Here is a 24,384-nt window from a genome sequence, read left to right on the forward strand (position 1 = left end):
GGCAGCGTCAGACGGTGAGGCAGCGTCAGACGGTGAGGCAGCGTCAGACGGTGAGGCAGCCGGGTCCGAGCAACGCCTTGAGATCGCCCATCAGCGCGGACGACGGCGTGACGCGCAGCTTCTCGTCCACCTTGAGCATGGTGACCCGGTCGCCACTGATGAGGCGCAGGTGCACGTCGGTGGTGCCGGGATGGCTGGCCAGCACCCGCTTGAGCGCCCCGACCTTGTCCGCGGTGCACTGACGCGTCGGCAGACTCACGGCGACGGGCTTGGCGACACCGACGGACGACAGATCGGGGACCGCGATGTCGTTGGCGATGAGCGAGATCCGATCGTCGCGAGCCGACACCCTGGCCTTCACCAGCACCACGGCGTCCTCGGCGACGTCTGCGCCGAACACGGAGTACGCCTGCGGGAAGAACAGCACCTCGATACCACCGGTGAGATCCTCGAGCTGGGCGGACGCCCAGGTCAGACCGTTCTTGTTCACCCGTCGGTTGACCGACGTGAGGATGCCGCCGACGGTCACCTGGGTCCCGTCTTTCAGCCCGCCCTCGAGGATCGTGGGGATGGCGGTGTCCGACTGTGCCGCGAGCACGTGCTCGACTCCGTTCAGCGGATGCCCGGACACGTACAGCCCCAACATCTCCCGCTCCAGCGCGAGTCGGTGTTTGCTGTCCCACTCCTCGGCCGGGATCTTGACGTTGAAGACGGACGTGATGGACTCGTCCGCATCGACGCCGCCGAACAGGTCGAACTGGCCGATGGCCTCCGCCTTCTTGGTGCCCAGAACCGAGTCGATCGCGTCGGCGTGGATCAGCATCAGACCCTTGCGTGGGTGGTCCAGCGAGTCGAAACCACCGGCCTTGACGAGAGACTCGGTGACCTTCTTGTTGCAGGCGGTGGCGTCGATCTTGGCCAGGTAGTCCGAGAAGTCGGTGAATTTCCCCTTCTCCTTGCGCGCCGAGATGATGGACGCCACGACGTTGGCGCCCACGTTGCGCACCGCGCCCATGCCGAAGCGGATGTCCTCGCCCACAGAAGCGAAGTTGAGTTCGGACTCGTTGACGTCCGGCGGGAGCACGGTGATGCCGAGCCGACGACAATCGGCGAGATAGATCGCCGCCTTGTCCTTGTCGTCGCCGACACTGGTGAGCAGTCCGGCCATGTACTCGGCCGGGTAGTTGGCCTTGAGATACGCCGTCCAGTAGGACACCAGCCCGTACCCCGCCGAGTGCGATTTGTTGAACGCGTAGCCGGCGAACGGGAGCACGGTGTCCCAGAGCGCCTTGATGGCGGCCTCGGAGAAATCGTTGTCGAGCATGCCCTGGCGGAATCCGGCGTACGCCTTCTCCAGCTCGGACAGCTTCTTCTTTCCCATGGCGCGCCGCAACAGGTCGGCCTGGCCGAGCGAGTAGCCGGCGACCTTCTGCGCCAGCTGCATGATCTGCTCCTGGTAGACCACCAGGCCGTACGTCTCGCCGAGGATGACCTTCAGTGGTTCCTCGAGTTCGGCGTGAATCGGCTTGACCTCTTGACGGCCGTTCTTGCGATCGGCGTAGTCGTTGTGCGAGTTCATGCCCATCGGGCCGGGCCGGTAGAGCGCCAGGACGGCGACGATGTCCTCGAATCCGGTGGGCTGCATCTTGCGCAGCAGGTCCCGCATCGCGCTGCCGTCGAGCTGGAACACGCCGAGAGTGTCTCCGCGCGAGAGCAGTTCGAACGTCGCCGGATCATCGAGCGGCAGGGCGTCGAGATCGATGTCGATGCCGCGGTTGGCCTTGATGTTGTCGATGGCGTCACCGATGACCGTGAGGTTGCGCAGCCCCAGGAAGTCCATCTTCAGCAGGCCGATGGCCTCGCAGGACGGGTAGTCCCAGCCGGTGATGATGGCGCCGTCCTGCGGACGCTTCCACACCGGGATGGCGTCGGTCAGCGGCTCCGAGGACATGATGACCGCGCAGGCGTGGACGCCGGCGTTGCGGATCAGCCCCTCGAGACCCTTGGCCGTCTGGTAGATCTTCGCGACGTCGGGGTTCGAGTCGATCAGCGAGCGGACCTCGGTGGCCTCCTTGTACCGCTCGTGCGTCGGATCGGTGATGCCCGCGACCGAGATGTCCTTCGCCATCACGGGCGGGGGCAGCGCCTTGGTGATCTGGTCGGCGATGGCGAAGCCCGGCTGCCCGAACTGCACGCGGGCCGAGTCCTTGATGGCGGCCTTCGTCTTGATGGTGCCGAACGTGATCACCTGCGCGACGCGGTCACTGCCCCACTTCTCGGTGGCGTAGCGCACCATCTCGCCGCGGCGGCGATCGTCGAAGTCGATGTCGATGTCGGGCATGGAGACGCGCTCGGGATTGAGGAATCGCTCGAACAGCAGACCGTGCGGCAGCGGGTCGATGTTGGTGATGCCCATCGCGTAGGCGACGAGCGACCCGGCCGCCGAACCACGACCGGGTCCGACGCGGATGCCGACCTCCTTGGCGTGGTTGATGAGGTCACCGACGACGAGGAAGTAGGCGGGGAAGCCCATCTCGAGGATGACGCTGATCTCGTAGTCCGCACGGGAGAGGTACTCCTCCGTCGGACCGTCGGGGAAGCGGCGGTGCAGGCCGTCCATGACCTCCTTGCGGAGCCAGGTGCCCTGCGTGTAGCCCTCCGGCACCGGGAACACCGGCATCCGGTCGCGGTGCTCCCACACCTCGTCGTAGGACTGGACGCGTTCGGCGATGAGCAACGTGGAGTCGCACGCGCCGGGCACCTCGTCGTCCCACAGGGCGCGCATCTCCTCCGCGGACTTGAGGTAGTAGCCGTCGCCGTCGAACTTGAACCGGGTGGGATCGCTCAGCGTCTTGCCGGTCTGGATACACAGCAGCGCTTCGTGATTGACCGACGCGTCCTTGGTGACGTAATGGCAGTCGTTGGTCGCGAGCGGGGGGATGCCGAGCTGCTCCCCGATGCTCAGCAGTCCTTCTCGCACCCTCCTCTCGATCGACAGACCGTGGTCCATCAGTTCGAGGAAGAAGTTGTCGGGGCCCCAGATCTCCTGCCACTTGGCCGCCGCCTCGAGCGCCTCACGCTCGTGGCCCAGACGAAGCCGGGTCTGGATCTCGCCGGACGGGCAGCCGGTGGTGGCGATGATGCCCTCGGCGTGGTTGGCGATGATCTCCTCGTCCATGCGCGCCCACTTGCCCAGCTGACCCTCGGTGGATGCGAGGGACGACAGCTTGAACAGGTTGCGCAGACCCGTCGCGTTCTCCGCGACCATCGTCATGTGCGTGTACGCGCCGCTGCCCGAGACGTCGTCCGACTTCTGGCTGCGGTCTCCCCACAGCACCCGCTTCTTGTTGAAACGGGACTCCGGGGCGATGTAGGCCTCGATCCCGATGATGGGCTTGACCCCGGCCTTCTTGGCCTCGTTGTAGAACTCACTCGCCCCGTACATGTTGCCGTGGTCGGTCATCCCGACCGCGCTCATCCCCAGGCGCTGGGCCTCCGCGAACATGGGCGCGATCTTCGCCGCCCCGTCCAGCATGGAGTACTCGGTGTGATTGTGGAGATGAACGAAGTCCGACACGGGAGCCACTCTAGGTCGTCGGGCCGACAACATTCTCCGCACACGCGGCATGTGACGACTGTGACGGATGAGGACTAACGCGGGGTGTCCGCGGACGCCGCCTCGACCGGCACCGACGCCACGCGATGCGCCCGCAGACGCCGCACCGAGTCGACCGTGAAGATCGCCAGTGCACACCAGATGAGTGCGAAACCGATCCACCGCGACGCGGGCATGTCCTCGTTCAGCACCAGCACTCCCCACGCGAGCTGCAGGCCCGGTGTCAGGTACTGCAGCAGCCCGAGGGTGACCAACGGCAGCTTCTGCGCGGCGACCCCGAACAGCAGCAACGGCAGTGCGGTGACGGGCCCGGCGAGCACCAGCAGCAGGGCGTGCGGCACGCCGAGCGAGAGGGCGCTCGCTCCCCCGGTGACGCCCAGCACCACCAGGTAGCCGATCGCGATCGGCGCCCCCACGAGGCCCTCCGCGGTCAGCGACGTGGTGGGTTCGAGTCGGACCACCTTCTTCATGACGCCGTACAGCGCGAACGAGAAGGCCAGGGTGAGGGCGATGACGGGAGGCCGTCCGTAGTCGACGGTGAGCACGACCACCGCGACGAACGCCAGCGCCAGGGCCGCGATCTGCGCGCGCCCCAACCGCTCCCGGAACACCACGACACCGAGCAGGACGCTGACGAGCGGGTTGATGAAGTATCCCAGGGCCGCCTCGACCACACGGTCCTGGGAGACCGCGTAGATGTACACGCCCCAGTTGATCGAGATGAAGGCCGACGACAGCGCCACCACACCCCACGTGCGAGCCGGGAGACCGCGCAGCGTGGACAGTCGTCCCAACACCGCCAGGACGACGAGCATGAGCACCAGCGTCCAGACGATGCGGTGCGCGAGGACCTCGACGGGCCCGGCGAAGGACAGCACGCCGAAGAAGGCCGGGAACAGTCCCCACAGACCGTACGCACCGACACCGCTGGCCATGCCGACGCTGGAGGACGACCGGGGAGCTCCACCGCGCCGGGAGCCGAGAGAGGACGTGAGACTGCGCACGCGCTCACGCTATCCCCGACCGGTGCACAATCGACGAGGTGGCACACAGGAAGAAGGCGCCGAGCGGCGAGGCCGAGGCTCGGGCGGACAAGACCTGCGTCGTCTGCGGTCGACGGATCGAGTGGCGCAAGAAGTGGGAACGCGACTGGGAGTCGGTGAAGTACTGCAGCGACGCGTGCCGACGCACCGGCTCCGCGGGAGCCGACGACGGTCTCGAGGACGCGATCCGGCGGCTGCTCGACAGTCGCGCTCGCGAGTCGTCGATCTGTCCCTCCGACGTGGCTCGCGCCGTGGCGCCGGACGACTGGCGCCCCCTGATGGAACCCGTCCGCCGCGCCGCCCGCCGTCTCGTCGCCGCGGGCGAGGCGCAGATCACGCAGGGCGGGAACGTGGTCGACCCGTCGACGGCGAAGGGCCCCATCCGCATTCGGCGACCCCGCTGACCCGGAGTCGGCTCAGGCGCGTGCGGACCGTACCCGCCGCACCGCGTCGTCGACGGACCCGCGGTGCACTCCCCCGTGTCCGGGAATCAGGACGTCGGCGTCCAGGCCGACGAAGGCGTCGAGCGCGTCGAACTCCCGCGGCCGGTCGTGCGCGAACAGGGGCGGCAGCATCTGCGGTCCGGTCCGAACGCTCAGAGCGTGTCCGGTGACCAGAGCGTCACCGCTCAGAACGGCCCCCGCACCCGGCACGTGATACCCGGTGTGGCCGGACGTGTGACCCGAGGTGTCGAGCGGCACCGGTCCGCCCGGCAGATCCAGCGGGCCGCCCGGCACGGATCCGACGACGGAGTCGAAACCCTCGGCATCGGCGACGGCACCCGATTCGGTTCCGCCCGCGCGGGCGATGCGCACCGTCCACGCGAGCGCGCCGCGCCGCCAGACGTTGCGCGCCACGTCGAGCGGCGATGCCTGTTCGAGATACTCACGTCGGGCATGCCGCGCCTCGGCGTCCGAGGTGAGCACCGGCGTGCCATACGTCGAGGCGAAGTGGCCGGCACCGCCGATGTGGTCGATGTGCGCGTGCGTCAGCAGGATCGCTCGCACATCCTCCGGACGCCGACCGACACGACGGAGCGATTCGACGACCGCACCGACGTACCGCGGATATCCCGAGTCGACCAGCGTCACGTCCTCGCCGTCGACCAACAGTGTCCAGTTGACGTCCGGCCCGAACGCGACGTGCACGCCGTCGGCGACGGTCGTGACTTCGAGTGTGCTCACGACTGCCGAGTATGGACGGTCCGGAGCCCCGGGGGAAGACCGACGGGTCTGCTCACGCGACACGCCGATGCCACGACCGAGCGGAGCCTGGTGTGTCATGACGTTGGTCACCGGCGACGCGAAAAGCACGAGGCGACAGCCGCTCCCGCTCCTCGGCCCTCGCGTCGTGCACTACGGTGGTTCGACGTGATCGACGATCGAAATCTCGGCTCCGGCGCCTCCTCCACGATGACCACCACCTCACCCCACGACACCGCTGCGGACGACACCCCCGTCACCCGGCGGTGGAGCCCCGGCGGCTGCGTGTGGTGCGGCAGCCGGACCGACATCGAGATCTACCGGGACGAGCCCCGGTGCGGTGAGTGCCGCGAACACGAGAACACGATCGACGCGGCGCGTCGCTTCATCGGCATGTACGGCCTGCGTCCCCTGGGCGGCGCGGTGACGTCCGACGACGACGAGGAACTCGAACACCGCACCGCGGCTCGCAGTGCGCGTGCCGCGCTCGACCGGGTCCGCCTGCCGAAGCGTCCCGCGGCCGCCGACGTCCGGAAGGCGTCGGCCCGCGCCGGTGCGTCCGCTGCCGTCCGCACCACCCCGTCCCGCGCGGCGTCCTCCGCTCCGTCGGGTGCCGTCAGCACCGTGGACGTCGCCGTGCTCGCCGATCGAGTGACCGGTCTGCTCGAGCAGCTCACCGCCATCGAGGCCGGCATCGCCGACGCCGAGGCGTCGTCGGGTCTGCCCGCGCGCGCCCGGCTCAGCGACCTGCAGCGCCAGCGCGCCACCGTCATGTCGACACTGGCCGCGCTGGAGAAGGCCCGCCGCGGCAGCGCGGGCTGACCGACACGCTCCGTCAGGTCGGCTGCACCTCGCGCAGCGCACCGCCGGTCACGTCGACCACGACGCCGCTCGAGTGACCCGCGTCAGCCGATCTCGACGGCGCGGCGCACCGCGCCGGTCGGTGGCGACTGCACCGCGGGCGCGGAGCCGCGGAGCACGTCCAGCACGGCCTTGGGACGCGCGAGCATCTCGCGTACGAACTGCCGCAGCAACGAGCGCCGGGAACAGTCGCAGGGAGCGACGACGCCGCCGGCTTCGATTCCCGCCGCTCGGCACAGGGCCACCGCACGTGCGGCGTGGGTGTCCTGACTGACGATCAGGGCCGTCGTCACTCCGTACGTCGCCACGGCGCGTCGACACGTGTCGTGGGTCGTCAGCCCGTACGGGTCGGCAACGATGCGGTCGGGGTCGACGCCGCGGCTCACCAGATAGCGGATCATCACCTCCAGCTCGTCACCCGACGTGCCGGCGGCGTTGCCCGACAACAGAAGTGCGCGCACGGTACCGCGCCGCACCAGGTCGAGTGCCGCGTCGAGACGACCGGCGAGAAACGACGACGGTTCGCCGTCCTGGACCCGAGCGCCCAGCACGATGGCGACGGGAGCGCTCGGCGCGGTGTCCGCCGTGTACAGCCGACCGTGTGACGAGGCGGCGACCCACGCCGCCGATCCGAGCACGACGACGAGCACCGCGGCGGCGGACCCGCCGACGGCACGGATCAGATGTCGGCGCCCCACACGTCTCATGCTCCCAGTCCATCATGTGAGGGTTCCGTGAAGATCGGCGCCGCGATCCTGACCACGGAGGCCCGGCTCGGTAGCGTCGGAGCATGCCCACCACCACCCGCGTACGCCGTACCGTCGCCGGCATCGTCACCCTCGCGGTGGTCGCCGTCGCGGCGGTGCTGTGGACCGCGCCCGAGCGGTGGTACCCGTGGGACACCGCCGAGTTCCCCGCGGCCGACGCGTCCCTGTCCCCCGCGCAGCAACGCGTGTTCGAGGTGGTGGAGCGTGAGTACCGCGATCCCCGCCCCGCCACGTTCTACTCCGAGGGCGTCGACGAGGCCTGGTGCGCCGACTTCGTCAGCCACGTGATGCGCGAGGCCGGAGCGTCGTTCACCAATCCGCACTCGGGCGGGTGGCGTATTCCCGGTGTCTACACGTTGACGGAGTACTACCAGGAGCAGGGGCGTTTCGCGCCGGTCGGCGACCACACCCCCGCGGTCGGCGACGTCGTCCTGTACGAGTCGGGTGGGCCCGTCGGAGATCTGCTCGTCGGCCAGCACACGAACATCGTGGTCGCGGTGGACGGGGACACGGTCACGACCGTCGGCGGCAACGAGATGGGCGGGATCCGCATCCACGATCTGGACTGGGCGGACGACTCGGCCGTGCTCGGGTTCGGCCTGCTCGGGTCCTGAGGTCAGGAGGCGGGAACCGGGCCGTCGTCGGGCTGCACCGCGTCGCCGTCGCGTTCGGGATACAGCGGTGCCACCGCGAACCGGCCGTAGATCGCGTCCCCCGGCAGCGCCTCGACCGCGCGGATACCGTCCCGGCCCGCGAGCGCGGCGAGCTCCGGAACACTCGCTCGGATCAGAACGCCTGCGGCGCAGGCGCAGTCGGCCTGCAGGCGCGAGCGCACCACCGCCGCGATCGCGTTCCCGCGCTCGTCGCGACCGGGTGGAACGAGGCCGGCGGCAAGGCGGACGGACGACGCGAGCACGGAGTCGGTGTCCGGCACGGGGACCACCACGAGCGGGGTCTGCACGCGGTCGATCGGCACGTGCGCGTAGACGACCGAGACCCTGATTCCGTCGACGGTGGGCGCGATCTCGTCGGCACGCATCGACCGCGTGAAGGACACCAGCGCCCACCGATCGCCGTCGCCGGTGGGCGGGTCCACCCGAGCCACGTACTGCGCGGCGGTCTCGTCGTTGTCGGGACCGAGGGCATCGGTGCGGACCGACGAACCACGGACCGGATTGAGGACACCGAGCACGAGCACCGCGACGATCAACGCGACGACCGACGCCGCGGACACGGCGCGCACGCGTCTCAGCCCGCTCTCAACACGTCCAGTGCGTGCTGCAGATCCGCCGGGTACGGGCTCGAGAACTCCACGTAGCGGCCGTCACCGGGATGGGTGAACCCGAGTGCGCGGGCGTGCAGCCACTGGCGTTCGAGGCCGAGCCGTTCGGCCAGGCGCGGATCGGCACCATAGGTCAGATCGCCGCAGCACGGATGCCGCAACGCCGAGAAGTGCACCCGGATCTGGTGAGTGCGCCCGGTCTCGAGGTGCACGTCCAGCAGGCTCGCGGCCTGGAACGCCTCGACCGTGTCGTAGTGGGTGATGCTGGGCTTGCCGTCGGCCGTGACGGCGAACTTCCAGTCGTTGCTGCGGTGTCGCCCGATGGGCGCATCGACGGTTCCGCTGCTCGGGTCCGGATGTCCCTGCACCAGAGCGTGGTAGCGCTTATCGATGGTGCGCTCCTTGAACGCGCGCTTGAGCACGGTGTAGGCATGCTCCGACGTCGCCACCACCATCACGCCGGACGTCCCGACGTCGAGACGGTGCACGATGCCCTGGCGCTCGTGGACCCCCGACGTCGAGATGCGGAACCCTGCGGCCGCGAGACCACCGATCACCGTCGGTCCCGTCCAGCCCACACTCGCGTGCGCGGCCACTCCGACCGGCTTGTCCACGACGACGATGTGGTCGTCCGAGTAGAGGATCTCCATGCCCGGCACCGGCTGTGCCTCGATGGTCAACGGACGCGCGGGCTCGGGCAGCTCCACCTCGAGCCACGTGCCGCCGCCGAGACGGTCGGACTTCGCCACAATGGAACCGTCGACCTGAACGGCGCCCTCCTCGGCGAGGGTCGCGACGACGGTCCGCGACAACCCCAGCAGCCGAGCCAGTCCCGCATCCACGCGCATGCCGTCGAGCCCGTCCGGAACGGGCATCGACCGTGTCTCCCTCACGCCTTCTTCTCCGATTCGGTCGCCGCGGCGCTCTCGGTGGCCGCAGGGGCGTCACTCTTGTCGTCGGCACGGCGAGTTCCGTCCGGCTCGATGCCGAACAGCGTGATGATCACCAGCAGGACGGCACCGCAGACGATGGAGGAATCGGCGACGTTGAACACCGGCCACCAGCCGATGGACACGAAGTCCACGACGTGACCCTGCAGCGGGCCGGGCGAGCGGAAGAACCGGTCGATGAGATTGCCGAGCGCACCGCCGAGCACCAACCCGAGGCCCACGGCCCACCAGCCGGAGCGAAGAGTGCGTCCGATGCGGATGACACCCACCACGACGGCGACGGCCACCAGTGTCAACAGCCAGGTCATGCCCGTGGCCATCGAGAACGCCGCGCCGGCGTTGCGCACCATGCGCAGGGTGACGGTGTCGCCGATGATCTCGATCGGTCGACCGGGCTCGATGACGGCGACCGCGACGATCTTCGTGAGCAGGTCCAGGGCGAGCACGACCGCCGCGACGGCGAACAGCCGTCGGGTGCGTCGGGCCAGGGGTCGGTCCGGATTCTCCACGTCGGTCACCCCACCATTGTCCACTACCTACACTCACCGCTCACCGGCCGCTCAGGATCCGACGCTAACCTCGGGCGCGTGACATCGCTCTCGACACGACCCCGCCGACGCTCCACCACCCTCGTCGCCGCGGCAGCGGTCACCGTCGTCCTGGCGCTCGGGGCGTGCGGGACCGACACCGACGTACCCGCGACCGAGGAGCTGACGCCCAGCACGTCCGCGGTCACCCTCCCGGTCTCCGCCGTCACCACCACGCTGGTCGATGCCGGAGCCGAGCCGAGGACCGTCGTCACCGCGGCCCCGTCGGACGCCGAGCAGACCGCGACCCTCGTCGCCGAGTCGACCATCAGCCAGCAGATCGACGCGGCCGAGGCGCAGGACTTCTCGACACCGCCGCTGACGCTGCCGATGACGGCGACCTCACGCTCGGCGGCCGGGTCCGACGGACTCCAGGTCGACATGACACTGGGTGCGGCCACCACGTCGGACGCCACCCTGCAGGCGAGCCTCGGGCCCACCGAGGGATCCTCCGCAGGCTTCGCGACCACCGCGTCGGGTGCCGTCACCGCACTCACCATCGATCCGTCGCCGGAGGCTCAGGACATCGCTCGATCAGCCGTCGAGCAGGCGCTGTCCCAGGCGGTGTACCGCGCCGTCCCGTTCCCGGCGGAACCCATCGGCGTCGGCGCGCGATGGACCGTCACCCAGGAGGTCGTCAGCGGGATCTCGCTGCTGCAGACGACGACGGCGACACTCACGTCGTTCGAGGACGGCGTCGCGACGGTCGACGTCGCCGTGACCCAGGCGCCGGAGGAACCGATCTGGCAGCTCCCCGACGAGCAGGGCACTCTGAACATCGAGTCGTTCGTGATGACCGGCCAGGGGCAGTTGCGGATCGATCCGTCGAAGCCGCTCCCTCTGGGCGGCACGGTCGCCGTCGGCGGCGATCAGGTCTACCGGGACGCCAACAGCCAGACGACGCTGAAGCAGACCACCAGCAACACGGTGACATGGAGTTGAGACGACTGGGCGCGGTCACGGCAGCGCTCGCGGTCGTGCTCGTCGGATGCGGCACCGACAGGGACGCCGGCGATGCACCGAGCGATGCCACGCCCGAGGCGCCCACCGTCGGGCTCCCCGCCTTCACGTCGGTCCCCCCGCCGTCGGCCACCACCGGCACCGGCCCGATCACCGACAACGCTCTGCTCGCCGGTCGGCTCCTGAGCATCGCCGATCTCCCACCCGGCTACACGGGCTACGACCTGCCTCCGCTCGACCCCAGCGCTCCGGGCGCGACGGCCGAGGACCGGTCCAGCACGGACCCCGCCGAGTGCGCGGCGGTGCTGGCACCGATCGCCACCCAGGTGCCCGGCGTCATCAGCGCCGCGTCCGTCTCCTACGGCGGACCCGACTTCTCCTCGATCGACCAGGACGCCGCGAGCTACGACGGTCCCGGCGCCCTCACCGCGTTCGCGGCCGTGCAGGACTCACTCGCACGATGCGCGACCTTCAGCGGCACGGACGCCGACGGTGTGCGGGTGGACTACCGCGTCGGCTCCTCGACCCTGCTCACCGACGTTCCCCCGATCGGCGACGCGTCCGTCGCGGTGCGACTCGCCGTGAGCAGCGACGGCGTGTCCCTGACGACGGACGCGATCCTCACCGTCTCCGGATCCACCCTGACCCAACTGGTGGCCACCGGGACCGAGCCCGTCGACCCCGACCTGGTGCGGACGCTCGCGCGCACCGCCGCCGACCGACTGCGCTGAGACACGACGACGCCGGCACCACCCTGAAGTGATGCCGGCGTCGTGTGGTCGGTACTGCGGTGTCAGGCGGTGCAGGCAGGCGAGGTCAGCTGCGCCAGCGACACGATCGCGCAGGCGTTGTCCTTCGACAGCTTCCACTCCCCGTCCTCGGCAATGTAGGCGACCTGGAGCGGGTTGACCTGGCCACCGAGATCGATGGTGGCGTTCGAGCTCAGCGTGCCGTCGCCCAGATCGGTCACATCGAGGACCTGGATCTTCGCGTTGTTCACGCGAGCGGCCTCGGCGACCTTGTTGATGAGCTCCGGATCGGCTTCCGCGCCCTGCACGTACTGGACCTTCTGCTCGAGCGGCACGTTGGGATCGAGGCTCTCCTGCAGGCGCGTGTTCAGCTCCTCGGCGGTGGGAACCGGGGGGAGATCGGACGGTGCCTCGGCGACTGCGCTGGAGGTGGTGGCGGCCGACGTGGTGGCGTCGGTGGTGCCGCCGTCCTCGCCGCTGCTGCACGCCGTCATCGTCAGAGCGGCGGCGACTGCCATGCCTGCCACCAGTGCGCGTCCGGTACGGGGAAGCTTCACGTGTACGTCCTTACATCTCGTGAGTTGACTCGGTATCGAGCGTCGGGCCAGACCTTACCGACCAGTTCTGAGGAAACGGTAAAGCTCGTCGTGCCCTCGAGAGGGGTCACAGGATGGGCGGCGGCGGGCGACCCCGCATGCACCGCGCACATTCGGTCCACCGAGCTCCGATCAGTCGAACAATGAACAATTCAGCTGATTCGGGAAGCCGCGAATGTCGCACCCTGACCCGCGCTGCCATTGCTCGCGTAGGTGAGATGCGCGAAGGAATTGAATCCGCCGATCTGGCACACCGGGTCTCCGAAGTTGCAGAAACTGCGGGTGCGCGGGCCGTAGGTGCCGCTCGCGGACTCGATGGTCCTCCCGGTCAGACCGAACGGATTGCCGAACACGACGACGGCCTTGACCCTGTCGGCGACGCCCGCGGGCAGCACGGAACCTGTGACACTGCTCGGGGTGCGCAGACCCACGGCATTGGTGACCACAGTGGCACCCTGCGAATACCCGCCGATGATGAATTGTGTTGCAGGACATGCTGCTGCGACGGAGGTGATGTGCGCGACCAGGTCACGCGAGCCGGGCCCGGCGCTGGCTTGCGAGAAGTCGGCAGCGTAGTTCACGGCGTAGGTGCTGACGGACCGCCCGGCGAGCGTGGAGGTGACACTGCTGGCGAAAGGTCCACCGGTGATGCCGAGTCCGGGCAGTTCACCGGTCCCGCGTGCGAATGAGACGTCGACGTCCGTACACGGCGCCGCGGTGGCCACAGCGCTGGGAACGACCAGGGCCGCAGCGACGACAGACGCCGCTGCACACACCCGAGCGAGAAGTCGGACATTCATGACGAGCCCTTTCCCCGAAGTGACTGGACTCGGTCACAGTAACGAACGGAGATGCCGGGTGGCAGTACTTGTTCGCTCACATCACACATGCACGAACGCACGTTCACACCGCTCAGAGCACGCGCCCTCAGGCCAGACTCTCCATCGGATCCGCCACCGCGAGGTGCTCGTCGTCTCCGGAGAAAGTCCGCGCCACCCCGGGGCCTGTGCTCCGCGTCTCGAACCGCACGGTCACCACGTCGTGCCCTGCGCCCTGCACCCACCCGTGGCCGTACTCGTCGTGTCGGACGTCGAGCCCTGGCCGCCAGAGCAGGACGTCGCTCGTGACGACCGGCGCGGGCTCGGCCGCGGTGACCGAGGAGTCGACGTCGAGGCTCTCCTGGTCGAGTTCGGGGAACAATGATTCCTGCCGAACGGTCGACAGGCCGGCGAGGCCCACCCCCACGAGACGGATGCTGCCGAGCTCGCGCGGATCGAGAGCCTGCCGTTGCGCGGTGGCCACGATCGTCGCCAGATCGACCGTCGCGTACGGCAGTGTGGCCGAACGGGTCACGATGCTCATGTCGGACTTGCGGAGCTTGAGGACGACGGTGCGGGCCGCCCGCCCGTCCTTCGTCAACCGGGTGTGAGCGGCCTCCGCGCTCGCGACGATGGCGGATCGCAACCCGGCCATGTCGACGATGTCGGTGGCGAAGGTGGTCTCGGCGCTGACCTGTTTGGACTCGGCGCGTTCCGCCACGGGCCGATCGTCGAGACCACGTGCGAGACGGTGCAGGCTGGGTCCGACGGCGGAACCGAGCACGGACGCGGCCTCCGCCTCCGGCATCGCGGCGAACGCACCGACCGTGTGCACTCCCAGCCGGCGGAGCTTGTCCTCCGCCACCGGCCCGATGCCCCACAACTTCCGCACCGGCAGAGTTTCGAGCAGGGCCGCCTGGTCCGCCGGAGAGACCACCCGGATCCCGTCCGGCTTCGCGAGGCCCGACCCGATCTTCGCGATCTGCTTGCCCGCTCCCGCTCCGATGGAGGCCACGAGACCGGACGCGTCCAGCACCGCAGCGCGGAGCGCCGCGCAGAACTCCTCGACCTCGCCGGCAGTCGCTCCCGCCAACTCCGCCGGCTCACCGAACGCCTCGTCGAGAGAGAGCTGTTCGATCACCGGCACGACGCGCCGCACGGTGTCGAAGACGACGGTGCTGAGCGCCGAGTAGACCTTGCCGCGGGGCGGCACCACCACCGCACCGGAGCCGACGAGTCGCCGAGCCTGGTGCATCGGCATCGCCGACCGGGCACCGAACACGCGTGCCTCGTAGCTGCATCCCGCCACGACGCCTCGACCACCGCCGCCGCCGACGAGCACCGGTCGGCCGCGCAGCGTCGGCCGGGTGAGCTGCTCGACCGACGCGAAGAACGCATCCATGTCGAGATGGAGCACCCAGCGTCTGCTGCGTTCGGCCGACCCGCCGTTCACACCGTCAGGCCTTCACCAACGATGCCCGCACTCCGTCGCCGAGATCGACTGCGGCCGAACCCGGATCGCCGACCTGCAGATCGGTGGCCAGGATCTCGCCGGCGATGAGGTCGCGGTGCGTGTCGAACCAGGACCGGCGCTCGGCGGGAACGTCGACCGTCACCGCGATGCGGTCGGACACGTCCAGACCCGCGGAGCGTCGGGCATCCTGGAACTCGCGGATGCGATCCTTGGCCCACCCCTCGGCTTCGAGCTCCTCGGTGACCTCCGAGTCGAGCACGACCAACCCGGCGTTGCCCGGGAGCGCCGCCGTCGACTCCGGTTCCGCCGCGACCAGGCGCCGGGTGAACTCTTCGGGCAGCAGCTCGAGACCTGCCGCCGTGACGACGCCGTCGGTCTCGCTCCACTCCCCTGCCTTGACCGCCTTGATGACCGCCTGCACCTGCTTGCCCAGACGCGGACCGGCCACACGGGCGTTCACGACGAGCTCGAAACGGCCGTGCACGTCGACGTTCTCGGTGAGATCGACGCGTTTGACGTTCACCTCGTCGGCGATGAGGTCCGCGAACGGGCGCAGCCGCTCGGCGTTGTCCGCGGCGACGGTGAGCTCCTGCAGCGGCAGACGGACGCGCAGATTCTTCGCCTTGCGCAGCGACAGTGCCGCGCCGCAGACGGTGCGCACCTCGTCCATCGCCGCGACCAGCTCGGGGTCGGCCGGCAACTCGGTACCGACCACCGGCCAGTCCGCGAGATGCACGGAGCGTCCACCCGTGAGTCCCCGCCAGACGACCTCGCTGACGAGCGGGAGCATCGGGGCCGCAACGCGGGTGAGCACCTCGAGCACCGTGTGGAGGGTGTCGATCGCGTCGGCGTCCTCGTTCCAGAAGCGCTGACGCGAGCGCCGCACGTACCAGTTGGTCAGCGCGTCGCAGAACTGACGCAACTCGTCACACGCCCCCGCGATGTCGACCGCCTCCAACGCCTCGGTGATGACGCGCGTGGTCTCGGCCAACTTGGCAAGGATGTAGCGATCGAGCACGTTGGTGGAATCGGTCCGCCACGTCCCCGGCTTCGACGCGTACAGCTGCAGGAAACTCCACGCGTTCCACATGGGCAGTAGTGCCTGCCGCACACCCTCGCGGATGCCCTGCTCGGTGACGATCAGGTTGCCGCCCCGCAGGATCGGGGACGACATGAGAAACCACCGCATGGCATCGGAGCCGTCGCGGTCGAACACTTCGTTCACGTCCGGGTAGTTGCCCTTGGACTTGCTCATCTTCAGCCCGTCCTCGCCCAGCACGATGCCGTGTGCGGCGACCGTCCGGAAGGCGGGCCGGTCGAACAGCGCCGTCGCCAGCACGTGGAGGGTGTAGAACCACCCGCGCGTCTGCCCGTTGTACTCCACGATGAAATCGCCCGGGTTGTGCGTGGAGAACCATTCCGCGTTCTCGAACGGGTAGTGCACCTGAGCGAACGGCATCGAGCCCGATTCGAACCAGCAGTCCAGTACCTCGGGGACTCGACGCATGACGGACTTGCCCGTGGGGTCGTCCGGGTTGGGACGGGTCAGCTCGTCGATGAACGGCCGGTGCAGGTCGGTCGGCCGCACGCCGAAGTCCGCCTCGATCTGATCGAGACTGCCGTAGACATCGGTACGTGGGTACGCGGGATCGTCCGACACCCACACCGGGATGGGGCTGCCCCAGTACCGGTTCCGGCTGATGTTCCAGTCGCGTGCGCCTTCGAGCCACTTGCCGAACTGGCCGTCGCGGATGTGCTCGGGCACCCACGTGATGTCCTGGTTCAGCTCGACCATACGGTCGCGGAAACTGGTGACGGAGACGAACCACGACGGCACCGCCATGTAGATCAGCGGCTGACCCGAACGCCAGCTGTGTGGGTACGAGTGCTCGATCGTCTCGTGCCGTACCAGCTTTCCCGACGCCTTGAGGTCCTTGATGATCACCGGGTTGGCGTCGAAGATCATCAGACCCTCGTACGGCGGCACCATCGCGGTGAACTTGCCGCCCGCATCGAGCGGCTGCACCACCTCGATACCGTTGGCCGTCGCGACGTCCATGTCCTCCTCACCGAAAGCCGGTGCGAGGTGGACGATTCCGGTACCGGAGTCGGTGGTCACGTAGTCGGCCGACAGCACCCGGTGACTGTTCTCGTGACCGAGGAAGAAATCGAACGGCGGCGCGTAGGCGAGACCGATCAGCTCCGCACCGGTGTGCTCGGACACCACCACGGGCTCGTCACCGAACTCACGGGCGTAGTGCGACACCCGGTCTCGGGCGAGCACGACACGGCCGCCCGCGCCGTCCTCGATCTGCACGTAGTCGATGTCGGGGCGCACGGCCATCGCCAGGTTGGACGGCACGGTCCACGGGGTGGTGGTCCAGATCAGTGCGTCCGCACCGTCGAGCGGGGAGCCGGGCGCGGTCAACGTCATCCGTACCGTGACGGCCGGGTCCTGACGCATCTTGTAGGCGTCGTCGAGCCGGGTCTCCTGGTTCGACAGCGGCGTCTGCTCGTACCAGCTGTAGGGCAGCACACGGAAGCCCTGGTACACCAGACCCTTGTCGTGCAGTTCCTTGAACGCCCACATGACCGACTCCATGAAGTCCAGGTCGAGGGTCTTGTAGTCGTTGTCGAAGTCCACCCATCGCGCCTGGCGCGTGACGTAGTCGCGCCACTCGCCGGTGTACCGCAGAACGGACTGCTTGCAGTACGCGTTGAACTCCGCCAGACCCATCGTGTCGATCTGGCTCTTGTCGGTGATGCCGAGCTGCTTCTCCGCCTCGAGCTCAGCGGGGAGACCATGGCAGTCCCAGCCGAACCGTCGCTCCACCTTGCGCCCGCGCATGGTCTGGAAACGCGGGATCAGGTCCTTCACGTAGCCGGTGAGAAGATGGCCGTAGTGCGGCAGGCCGTTGGCGAAGGGCGGCCCGTCGTAGAAGACGAACTCGTCGGCGTCGGCACGCGCGTCGACGCTGGCTCGGAACGTGCCGTCCGCATCCCAGTGCGCGAGAACCTGCTGCTCGAGAGCCGGGAAATCGGGACTGCCGGACTCCGAGGCGTACCAGACGCGGGGGTAGCCGGCGTCGGGTGTCGTGGTGTCGTCGGTGGTGGTCATGGCTGCGGTGCTCCTGTGCCCGTTCGATGCGGCACGGGGACGACGACCGGCACTGTGCGCCGGGAGCCGCGGTACCACCCCGCTTGGCCGCCGAGGCGACCCACTCTCCGATCGAGCTGTGACGGGCTCGACCCGTCCGGTTCTACTGAGCACCGACCCGTACGGGCCGAGACCGTTCTTCCGGACAGCTCCCCGGTGATGGCCGGATCGTCGCTGGAACTACCTGTACTTCGACGTGAGGCAGTCTACCGCCGCCGGCCCGCGAGGGCACCGGCGAGCAGAAGGACCGCACCCACGAGACACACCGCGATGCAGGCCCAGGCCCACACCACAGATCCCGTGACGAGCGAGACGACGAGTAACGCGAACCCGACGCCCGCCAGAACCAGCGTCAGAACAAGCACGCACTCATCCGTTCACCCTCGATCCCCCCGCTGGTTCCCCCCGGAACAGCCTCGACGAGGACGGATCAGTTGTTGCCCTTGGCGTACGACTGTCCGAAGTTCGACGACTGGCCGTTGTCCTTGCTGAACGGATCCTGACCACTGTCGACCGGCAGTGCGGACGAACGCTGGTCGAGTTCCTGCAGCTGGGACTCGAGGTAGGACTTCAGGCGGACCCGGTACTCGCGCTCGAACGTCTTGAGGCGCTCGATGCGCTCCTCGAGGACCGAACGCTGCTGGTTGATGGTCGCCATGATCTCGGTGTGCTTGCGCTCGGCATCGCTCTCGAGCGCGTCGGCCTTCTCCTTGGCCTGGCGCAACTGGGTCTCCGAACGCGTCTGCGCGTCGGACAGCAGTGCGTCGGCCTTCTGGCGAGCCTCGGAGACGAGGGACTCGGCGCGGCTCTGTGCCTCGCTGACCAGACGGTCCGAGTTGGCGCGAGCACTCCCGAGCAGCTGCTCGGACTCGGTCTTCGCGTCACCGGTCAGACGGTCGGCCATCTCCTGGGCGAGACCCAGAATCTTGGCAGCCTGCATGTTCGAGTCGCCGGCGGAGGACGCCGCGGCGGGGGCAGGAGCCGGTGCCGGAGCGGCCTGGACGACCGGTGCCGGCTTGGCGGGCTCCGGACGCGGTGCCGGTGCGGGGGTGGGAGCAGGCGCGGGTGCAGGGGTGCTCGGACGCGACGCTGCCGAGCTCTTGGCCTCGGCGAGATCCTGATCGAGTTCTCCGACCCGCTGACGCAGGTCGGCGTTCTCCTCGATCAGGCGCGAGAGCTCCTGTTCGACGAGATCGAGAAACGCATCGACCTCGTCCTCGTTGTATCCGCGCTTACCGATGGGCGGCTTGCTGAACGCGACGTTGTGCACATCGGCGGGAGTCAGCGGCATGGAAGGGTCCCTTCACGCGTCTCGAGAGCGGTGGAGCATCGACAAGCGATGTACGCGAGCATTCGTTCGATCAACAATGGCAGTGGCACCCGGCTGCCGTAGTGGGGGCAACCAGGACATTCAGTTATATCGCACAAAGAGCGATGGTCACTCATCGTGCACCTTCGAGCAACATTCTGTCACACGGGACACTGTCGCCGTCGACGGAACTCGCCGTCAGCCGACGCCCTGCACCACGCGCATCAGGATGAAGACGATGAAGAGCAGCACCATGATCGACAGGTCGAGCCGCACACCGCCCAGATTCAGTGGCGGGATGATGCGCCGCAGCAGCTTGACCGGCGGATCGGTGACCGTGAAGATCGCTTCGAGTATGACCACGACCACACCCGTCGGACGCCAGTCACGTGCGAACGAACGAATGAACTCGACGATGATCCGGCCGATGAGCAACAGCCAGAAGACGAAGAGGATGAAGTACAGGACTGCGAACACTCAGCTCACCGTCCCGCGAGACGCAGGAGAGACCGACACCGACACAACTTTCTGATCACGCACGACACCACAATGCCATCCCGCGACGAGGGGAGCTCATCTCGCACCGCGAGACCGGCCCACCGCGCCGTGTGAGACGTCACTGCTGGTTGTAGAAGCCCGTCTCGGCGATCCGGCGACGCTCTTCGGCAGAGACGTCGACGTCGGCCGGTGAGAGCAGGAACACCTTCGTGGCGACCTTGTCGAACGAACCACGCAAGGCGAACGCGAGGCCTGCAGCGAAGTCGACGAGGCGCTTGGCGTCGGCGTTGCTCATCTCGACCAGATCCATGATGACGGGCGTGCCGTCACGGAAGCGCTCACCGATCGTGCGCGCCTCGCTGTAGTCGCGCGGACGCAGCGTGGTGATGGTCGACATGGGGCCCCCGTCGTCGAGTGCGGCCTGGCGGCGGTCGGACACGCGCGGTTCGGCGTGACGGGGCTCGCTGCGACGCAGCTCCGAGTGGGGATCCATGCGGGTGTCCATCGCGAGGGCGCCGCGGGTGGAGGTGCGCATCGCGCCGCCGGAGCGGGATCCGCCACCGGAACGCGACGACAGCGGCGCCACCCGGGCACTGTGCCGGGGCTCGGGACGCTCGTAGTCGTCGTCCTCGTCGCGGCGACCACCGACGAACGCCGGCTCGGCGTAGTCGCGATCGGCGTAGTCATGGTCGTCCATCGATTTTCCGTATCCGCCACGCGACGACCGGGATGCGACAGGCGCATCCGTGTCGTCGAGGTAGTCGTCCTCGAAATCGTCGAGTGGGACCATGCCGAAGTAAGCCTTGAACTTGTGCAACGTGCTCATCGGTCGACCTTCCTGGCGTGGCGGTGTGGCTGGTACTCGTGTGACTGGAGTAAGTCCGTGGTGACGATGGTGTTCATGTCGTCAAGGCGAGGTTATCGGCCGTGGACCGAGGATTGCGGTTCCGACACGCACACACGTGGACCCGTGTCGGACAGCCTCTTCCAGGTCGCCCGTCATCCCGGCCGACAGTCCGGTCGCGTCCGGATGCGAGGCGAGGACCTGCGCGTGAAGACGCTGCAGATCCTCGAACGACGCGTCGGCGTCCGCGCCCAACGGGGGCACCGCCATGAGACCGGCGAGCCGCAGACCCGCGGTCTCGGACACCTGCGCGGTGAGTGCCTCCAGGTCCACACGGTCAACGCCTCCGCGATGCGTGTCGCCGTCCAGACTCACCTGCACGTAGACGTCCAGATCCGTGGTCCTGTCACCGTTGTCCACCGCGCCGGCGACCGCCTTGCCCAGTGCGGTGACCAGACGGTCGGTGTCCACCGAGTGGATCGCATGTGCCCATGCGGCAACAGCTTTCGCCTTGTTGCGCTGCAGGCGACCGATCATGTGCCAGCGCACACCGTCGGTGCCGATCTCAACGACCTTGGGGGACGCGTCCTGCTCGCGCGACTCGCCGAACTCGGTGCACCCGAGCTCGCGCAGCAGTGCGACGTCGGAGGCCGGGAAGAACTTGGTGACGGGAAGCAGGGTCACGGAATCGGGTGCGCGATCCGCGGCCGCACAGGCGCGCGACAGCCGATCACGAACCTCGGTGAGATGCTCCGCGAGATACGTCCGCCGATCGTCCGGCGCGGTCACGAGGTCGTGTCCATCCACACGACACCGGCATGCCGCCCCGTGGGCGACCCCCGGCGGTGGCTGAACAGCGAACGGTCCGTGATGGTCTCGCGCGGATCGGCGGCCACTCCGGCGACGCCGGCCTCGAGCAACTGGCGACGCAGGCCCGCACGGATGTCGAGACCCGGTGTGCCCCTGCGGGTCCGCGTCGCACTGCCCGGCAGATGCGTCTCGACGTCGATCTGCATGGTGCGGGGCACCTCGTAGTCGTCTCCCCCGGCCGCCGGGCCGAGGAACGCCTCGACACGGGAGACGGAGGCACCCGCGGCCACCATGGCGTCGAGAACGCGCGGGACGATGCCGATCCGAGCACCGACGCGGCCGGCGTGAACGGCGGCGACGACGCCCGCGGCATCGTCCGACAACAGGAGCGGCACGCAGTCGGCCGCCAGGACGACGAGCGCGAGGTCGCGCTGCGTGGTGACGAGGGCGTCGGTGGCCTCGACCGGCCCGGAGACCGGTCCGTCCACCGTCGCGACGGATCGACCGTGGATCTGGTCCATCCACACGAGCCGCTCGGGAGACAGACCGATCTTCTCGGCGAGACGACGCCTGTTGGCCTCCACGTGCGCCGGGTCGTCACCGACGTGATCACCGAGATTGAAGGAATCGTAGGGCGGTTCGGACACGCCTCCGGCGCGTGACGTCGTCACGCGCCGGACACGGTAGCCGCGGTCGGAGATGCTCACCGACGCATGAAGGAGGGCACGTCCACGTCGTCGTCGCCCTCGTCCTCCACCCGGACGGGATGTCCGGTGGCACGCGCGGCGCGCTCGCCGATGGGGGGAAGAGACGAGGACGGCGCGTCGCGGAAGACGGCGGGACCGTCGTCCTCGGTACGCGTCTCGCCCGCGCGGGCCGTTCCCACGGTGGCGCCGCGCGACTGGCTCTGCGGTGCCTCGATGGGGCGACGGGCCGGACCGCTGCCGTCGAAACCGGCGGCGATGACGGTGACCCGCACCTCGTCGCCCAGCGAATCGTCGATCACGGTGCCGAAGATGATGTTGGCGTCGATGTGTGCGGCCTCCTGCACCAGCGATGCCGCCTCGTTGATCTCGAACAGACCGAGATCGGATCCGCCGGCGATGGAGAGGAGCACGCCACGTGCACCCTCCATGGACGCCTCGAGCAACGGCGAGTTGATGGCCGACTCGGCCGCCTTGATGGCGCGCCCCTCGCCGCGCGAGGACCCGATACCCATGAGCGCGCTGCCCGCACCGGACATGACGCCCTTGACGTCCGCGAAGTCCACGTTGATGAGGCCGGGAGTGGTGATGAGGTCGGTGATGCCCTGGACACCGTTGAGCAGCACCTCGTCCGCGGAGCGGAACGCGTCCATCAGGCTGACGGCGGCGTCGCCGAGCTGCAGCAGCCGGTCGTTCGGGATGACGATGAGGGTGTCGCACGACTCGCGCAGACCCTGGATGCCGACGTCGGCCTGACCGCCGCGCCGCTTGCCCTCGAAGGAGAAGGGCCGCGTCACCACACCGACGGTGAGGGCGCCGAGCTTGCGCGCGATGCTCGCGACGACGGGGGCTCCACCGGTGCCGGTGCCGCCACCCTCGCCCGCGGTGACGAACACCATGTCGGCGCCCTTGAGCACCTCTTCGATCTCGTCCTTGTGGTCCTCGGCGGCCTTGCGGCCCACCTCGGGATCGGCACCGGCGCCGAGGCCGCGGGTGAGCTCGCGACCGACGTCGAGCTTGACGTCGGCGTCCGACATGAGCAGCGCCTGCGCGTCCGTGTTGACCGCGATGAACTCGACTCCCTTGAGTCCCTGCTCGATCATGCGGTTGACCGCGTTGACGCCGCCGCCGCCGATGCCGACGACCTTGATTACGGCGAGGTAGTTGTGCGGGGGCGTCATGGGCTCTCGCCTTCCGTGGTTGGTGTGCATGATGCAGTCGAGGCAAACCCTCAACCTGAACCATAGGTTCATAGTTATGTCAAGTGATCGACTGGGTGAAACGCTAGAGACACCGCTCGGCGGGTTCCATTAGGCGCGCCGACACGCGCAGGAAAAATATGTGGGACGTCATCGTCACCGGATGGTCGGCAGATCCGGACTCGACACGTCGTAGGTCTGACCCGGCTGAGTGAGCAGTGGCAAGGCGATGGATGCCTTGTACTCCGTGTCCTCGCTGCTCCCCCACACCACGACCCGGCCGTCGTACAACGTCAACGACACCGCGGAGATGGTCGGCGCGTCGATCTGCGCCACCTGCGATCGCAGCGGACCGGGCAGCGCCGTGAGGACCGACAGGGCCGCACGGGTCTCGAGGTTGCCGAAGGACGGGCTGGCCACCACCATGCGCACCACCCCGGGCGGGGGCGGTTCCACCGCGAAGTCGACGGCCTCGGCGTCCATCAGGTGGGTACCGTCCGCCGCGTCGAAGAAGACGACCGGAACCCGCTCCTCGACCGTGACCCGCACCGTGGACGGGTACACGCGCTGGACCCGGACCGACGCGACCTTCGGGATGGCGGCGACCCGCGCCGCGGCAGCATCCGTGTCCACTCTCGGCAGGGGTGTCCCCTCGGCGACCTGCAGCGTCTGGACGACCTGCTCACGCGAGACCGCGGCGTTGCCGTTCACCTGCACGGAGGAGACCGCCCACAGCGGACCGAAGTACGACACCGCCACGAAGGCGACCGAGGCGACGAGCGCGAGAAGGATCAGCAGCTTGCCGCGGCGACCGACACGCGGTTCGCGCGCCGGCGCCCGCGTCGACGTGCGCGACCGCGTCGACCGCTCTGCACCGACGCGACGCGGTGTGGCCGCGGGTCGGGTGCGGCCGGTACCGCGCGCGTTCACGGTCTGTCGTCCTGCCATGTCACGTCCC

At 68.7% G+C, this 24,384-nt stretch carries 24 protein-coding genes and 1 pseudogene; 6 read left to right on the forward strand and 19 right to left on the reverse strand.

What is annotated here, in order from left to right:
- Nucleotides 1-43: 43 nt before the first annotated feature.
- Nucleotides 44-3,610 (reverse strand): DNA polymerase III subunit alpha, encoded by a 3,567-nt coding sequence (gene dnaE / locus JOE30_RS16900; protein WP_204870494.1) that lies wholly within the window; start codon nt 3,608-3,610, stop codon nt 44-46.
- Between the two features lie 41 nt (nt 3,611-3,651).
- The gene (rarD, locus tag JOE30_RS16905) at nt 3,652-4,551 is read right to left on the reverse strand and encodes an EamA family transporter RarD (RefSeq protein ID WP_204870495.1); all 900 of its coding nucleotides are present in this window, start codon (nt 4,549-4,551) and stop codon (nt 3,652-3,654) included.
- Nucleotides 4,552-4,658: 107 nt separating this feature from the next.
- On the opposite strand from rarD, the pseudogene JOE30_RS21700 reads away from it, so the two are divergent.
- A pseudogene (locus JOE30_RS21700) lies at nt 4,659-4,793 on the forward strand (DUF2256 domain-containing protein); the annotation flags it as partial.
- Nucleotides 4,776-5,063, forward strand: coding sequence for a DUF3253 domain-containing protein (locus JOE30_RS21370; RefSeq protein WP_371831723.1), 288 nt, complete (start codon nt 4,776-4,778; stop codon nt 5,061-5,063). The pseudogene JOE30_RS21700 and the gene JOE30_RS21370, both read left to right, overlap by 18 nt.
- 12 nt (nt 5,064-5,075) lie before the next feature.
- Here JOE30_RS21370 and JOE30_RS16915 read toward each other — a convergent pair whose 3' ends face one another.
- Nucleotides 5,076-5,843, reverse strand: a complete 768-nt coding sequence (locus tag JOE30_RS16915) for an MBL fold metallo-hydrolase (RefSeq protein WP_307806212.1) — start codon at nt 5,841-5,843, stop codon at nt 5,076-5,078.
- Nucleotides 5,844-6,029: 186 nt separating this feature from the next.
- Between JOE30_RS16915 and JOE30_RS16920 the strand changes: the two genes are divergently transcribed.
- A complete protein-coding gene (locus JOE30_RS16920) occupies nt 6,030-6,683 on the forward strand; it encodes a hypothetical protein (RefSeq protein ID WP_307806213.1) in 654 nt (217 codons plus the stop codon).
- 83 nt (nt 6,684-6,766) lie between these two features.
- On the opposite strand, the gene JOE30_RS16925 is transcribed toward JOE30_RS16920, so the two are convergent.
- Nucleotides 6,767-7,420 carry a vancomycin high temperature exclusion protein gene (locus tag JOE30_RS16925; protein WP_371831724.1) on the reverse strand — a complete coding sequence of 218 codons (654 nt, stop codon included), beginning with the start codon at nt 7,418-7,420 and terminating at the stop codon, nt 6,767-6,769.
- 92 nt (nt 7,421-7,512) lie between these two features.
- Here JOE30_RS16925 and JOE30_RS16930 point away from each other — a divergent pair, with 92 nt between their 5' ends.
- Complete coding sequence (locus tag JOE30_RS16930; RefSeq protein ID WP_204868068.1) at nt 7,513-8,103, forward strand: CHAP domain-containing protein; 591 nt, start codon at nt 7,513-7,515, stop codon at nt 8,101-8,103.
- 2 nt (nt 8,104-8,105) lie between these two features.
- On the opposite strand, the gene JOE30_RS16935 is transcribed toward JOE30_RS16930, so the two are convergent.
- The 3 genes from JOE30_RS16935 to lspA are packed head-to-tail and all read right to left on the reverse strand — an operon-like array spanning nt 8,106 to nt 10,254.
- Entirely contained in the window at nt 8,106-8,732 is a 627-nt protein-coding gene (locus JOE30_RS16935) for a hypothetical protein (RefSeq protein ID WP_307806214.1), read from the reverse strand.
- 5 nt (nt 8,733-8,737) lie between these two features.
- Nucleotides 8,738-9,664, reverse strand: a complete 927-nt coding sequence (locus JOE30_RS16940) for an RluA family pseudouridine synthase (protein WP_204868070.1) — start codon at nt 9,662-9,664, stop codon at nt 8,738-8,740.
- Nucleotides 9,661-10,254 carry a signal peptidase II gene (gene lspA / locus JOE30_RS16945; protein WP_204868073.1) on the reverse strand — a complete coding sequence of 198 codons (594 nt, stop codon included), beginning with the start codon at nt 10,252-10,254 and terminating at the stop codon, nt 9,661-9,663. Before lspA ends, JOE30_RS16940 begins: the two co-directional genes overlap by 4 nt.
- 54 nt (nt 10,255-10,308) lie before the next feature.
- Here lspA and JOE30_RS16950 point away from each other — a divergent pair, with 54 nt between their 5' ends.
- A complete protein-coding gene (locus tag JOE30_RS16950) occupies nt 10,309-11,250 on the forward strand; it encodes a hypothetical protein (RefSeq protein WP_204868075.1) in 942 nt (313 codons plus the stop codon).
- Nucleotides 11,241-11,999 (forward strand): sensor domain-containing protein, encoded by a 759-nt coding sequence (locus JOE30_RS16955; protein WP_204868077.1) that lies wholly within the window; start codon nt 11,241-11,243, stop codon nt 11,997-11,999. Before JOE30_RS16950 ends, JOE30_RS16955 begins: the two co-directional genes overlap by 10 nt.
- A 62-nt stretch (nt 12,000-12,061) precedes the next feature.
- Here the strand turns inward: JOE30_RS16955 and JOE30_RS16960 are convergent, their stop codons facing one another.
- The 12 genes from JOE30_RS16960 to JOE30_RS17015 all read right to left on the reverse strand — a co-directional run bounded on the left by JOE30_RS16960 (nt 12,062) and on the right by JOE30_RS17015 (nt 24,374).
- Entirely contained in the window at nt 12,062-12,574 is a 513-nt protein-coding gene (locus JOE30_RS16960; protein ID WP_204868079.1) for a hypothetical protein, read from the reverse strand.
- Between the two features lie 191 nt (nt 12,575-12,765).
- Complete coding sequence (locus JOE30_RS16965; protein ID WP_204868082.1) at nt 12,766-13,413, reverse strand: cutinase family protein; 648 nt, start codon at nt 13,411-13,413, stop codon at nt 12,766-12,768.
- 127 nt (nt 13,414-13,540) lie between these two features.
- Nucleotides 13,541-14,833, reverse strand: coding sequence for a DNA polymerase IV (locus JOE30_RS16970; protein ID WP_239532987.1), 1,293 nt, complete (start codon nt 14,831-14,833; stop codon nt 13,541-13,543).
- Nucleotides 14,834-14,888: 55 nt separating this feature from the next.
- Entirely contained in the window at nt 14,889-18,023 is a 3,135-nt protein-coding gene (gene ileS / locus JOE30_RS16975; protein ID WP_204868084.1) for an isoleucine--tRNA ligase, read from the reverse strand.
- A gap of 245 nt (nt 18,024-18,268) precedes the next feature.
- Nucleotides 18,269-18,427, reverse strand: coding sequence for a hypothetical protein (locus JOE30_RS16980; RefSeq protein WP_027505858.1), 159 nt, complete (start codon nt 18,425-18,427; stop codon nt 18,269-18,271).
- 65 nt (nt 18,428-18,492) lie between these two features.
- Nucleotides 18,493-19,353: a DivIVA domain-containing protein gene (locus JOE30_RS16985; protein WP_204868086.1), complete on the reverse strand. Its 861-nt coding sequence runs from the start codon at nt 19,351-19,353 to the stop codon at nt 18,493-18,495.
- Between the two features lie 216 nt (nt 19,354-19,569).
- Entirely contained in the window at nt 19,570-19,848 is a 279-nt protein-coding gene (locus JOE30_RS16990; RefSeq protein ID WP_204868088.1) for a YggT family protein, read from the reverse strand.
- A gap of 139 nt (nt 19,849-19,987) precedes the next feature.
- Entirely contained in the window at nt 19,988-20,695 is a 708-nt protein-coding gene (locus JOE30_RS16995) for a cell division protein SepF (protein WP_027505855.1), read from the reverse strand.
- An 81-nt stretch (nt 20,696-20,776) separates the two neighbouring features.
- Nucleotides 20,777-21,502, reverse strand: a complete 726-nt coding sequence (locus JOE30_RS17000) for a YggS family pyridoxal phosphate-dependent enzyme (RefSeq protein WP_204868090.1) — start codon at nt 21,500-21,502, stop codon at nt 20,777-20,779.
- Nucleotides 21,499-22,224 carry a peptidoglycan editing factor PgeF gene (gene pgeF, locus JOE30_RS17005; protein WP_204870499.1) on the reverse strand — a complete coding sequence of 242 codons (726 nt, stop codon included), beginning with the start codon at nt 22,222-22,224 and terminating at the stop codon, nt 21,499-21,501. The genes JOE30_RS17000 and pgeF overlap by 4 nt, the downstream gene beginning before the upstream one ends.
- A gap of 2 nt (nt 22,225-22,226) precedes the next feature.
- On the reverse strand, nt 22,227-23,408 hold the full coding sequence (gene ftsZ / locus JOE30_RS17010; protein WP_027505852.1) for a cell division protein FtsZ: 1,182 nt from the start codon (nt 23,406-23,408) through the stop codon (nt 22,227-22,229).
- A 174-nt stretch (nt 23,409-23,582) separates the two neighbouring features.
- Nucleotides 23,583-24,374 carry a cell division protein FtsQ/DivIB gene (locus tag JOE30_RS17015; protein WP_082544518.1) on the reverse strand — a complete coding sequence of 264 codons (792 nt, stop codon included), beginning with the start codon at nt 24,372-24,374 and terminating at the stop codon, nt 23,583-23,585.
- Between the last annotated feature and the right edge of the window lie 10 nt (nt 24,375-24,384).

This window comes from Rhodococcus sp. PvP016 (assembly GCF_017832185.1).
GTDB lineage: Bacteria > Actinomycetota > Actinomycetes > Mycobacteriales > Mycobacteriaceae > Rhodococcoides.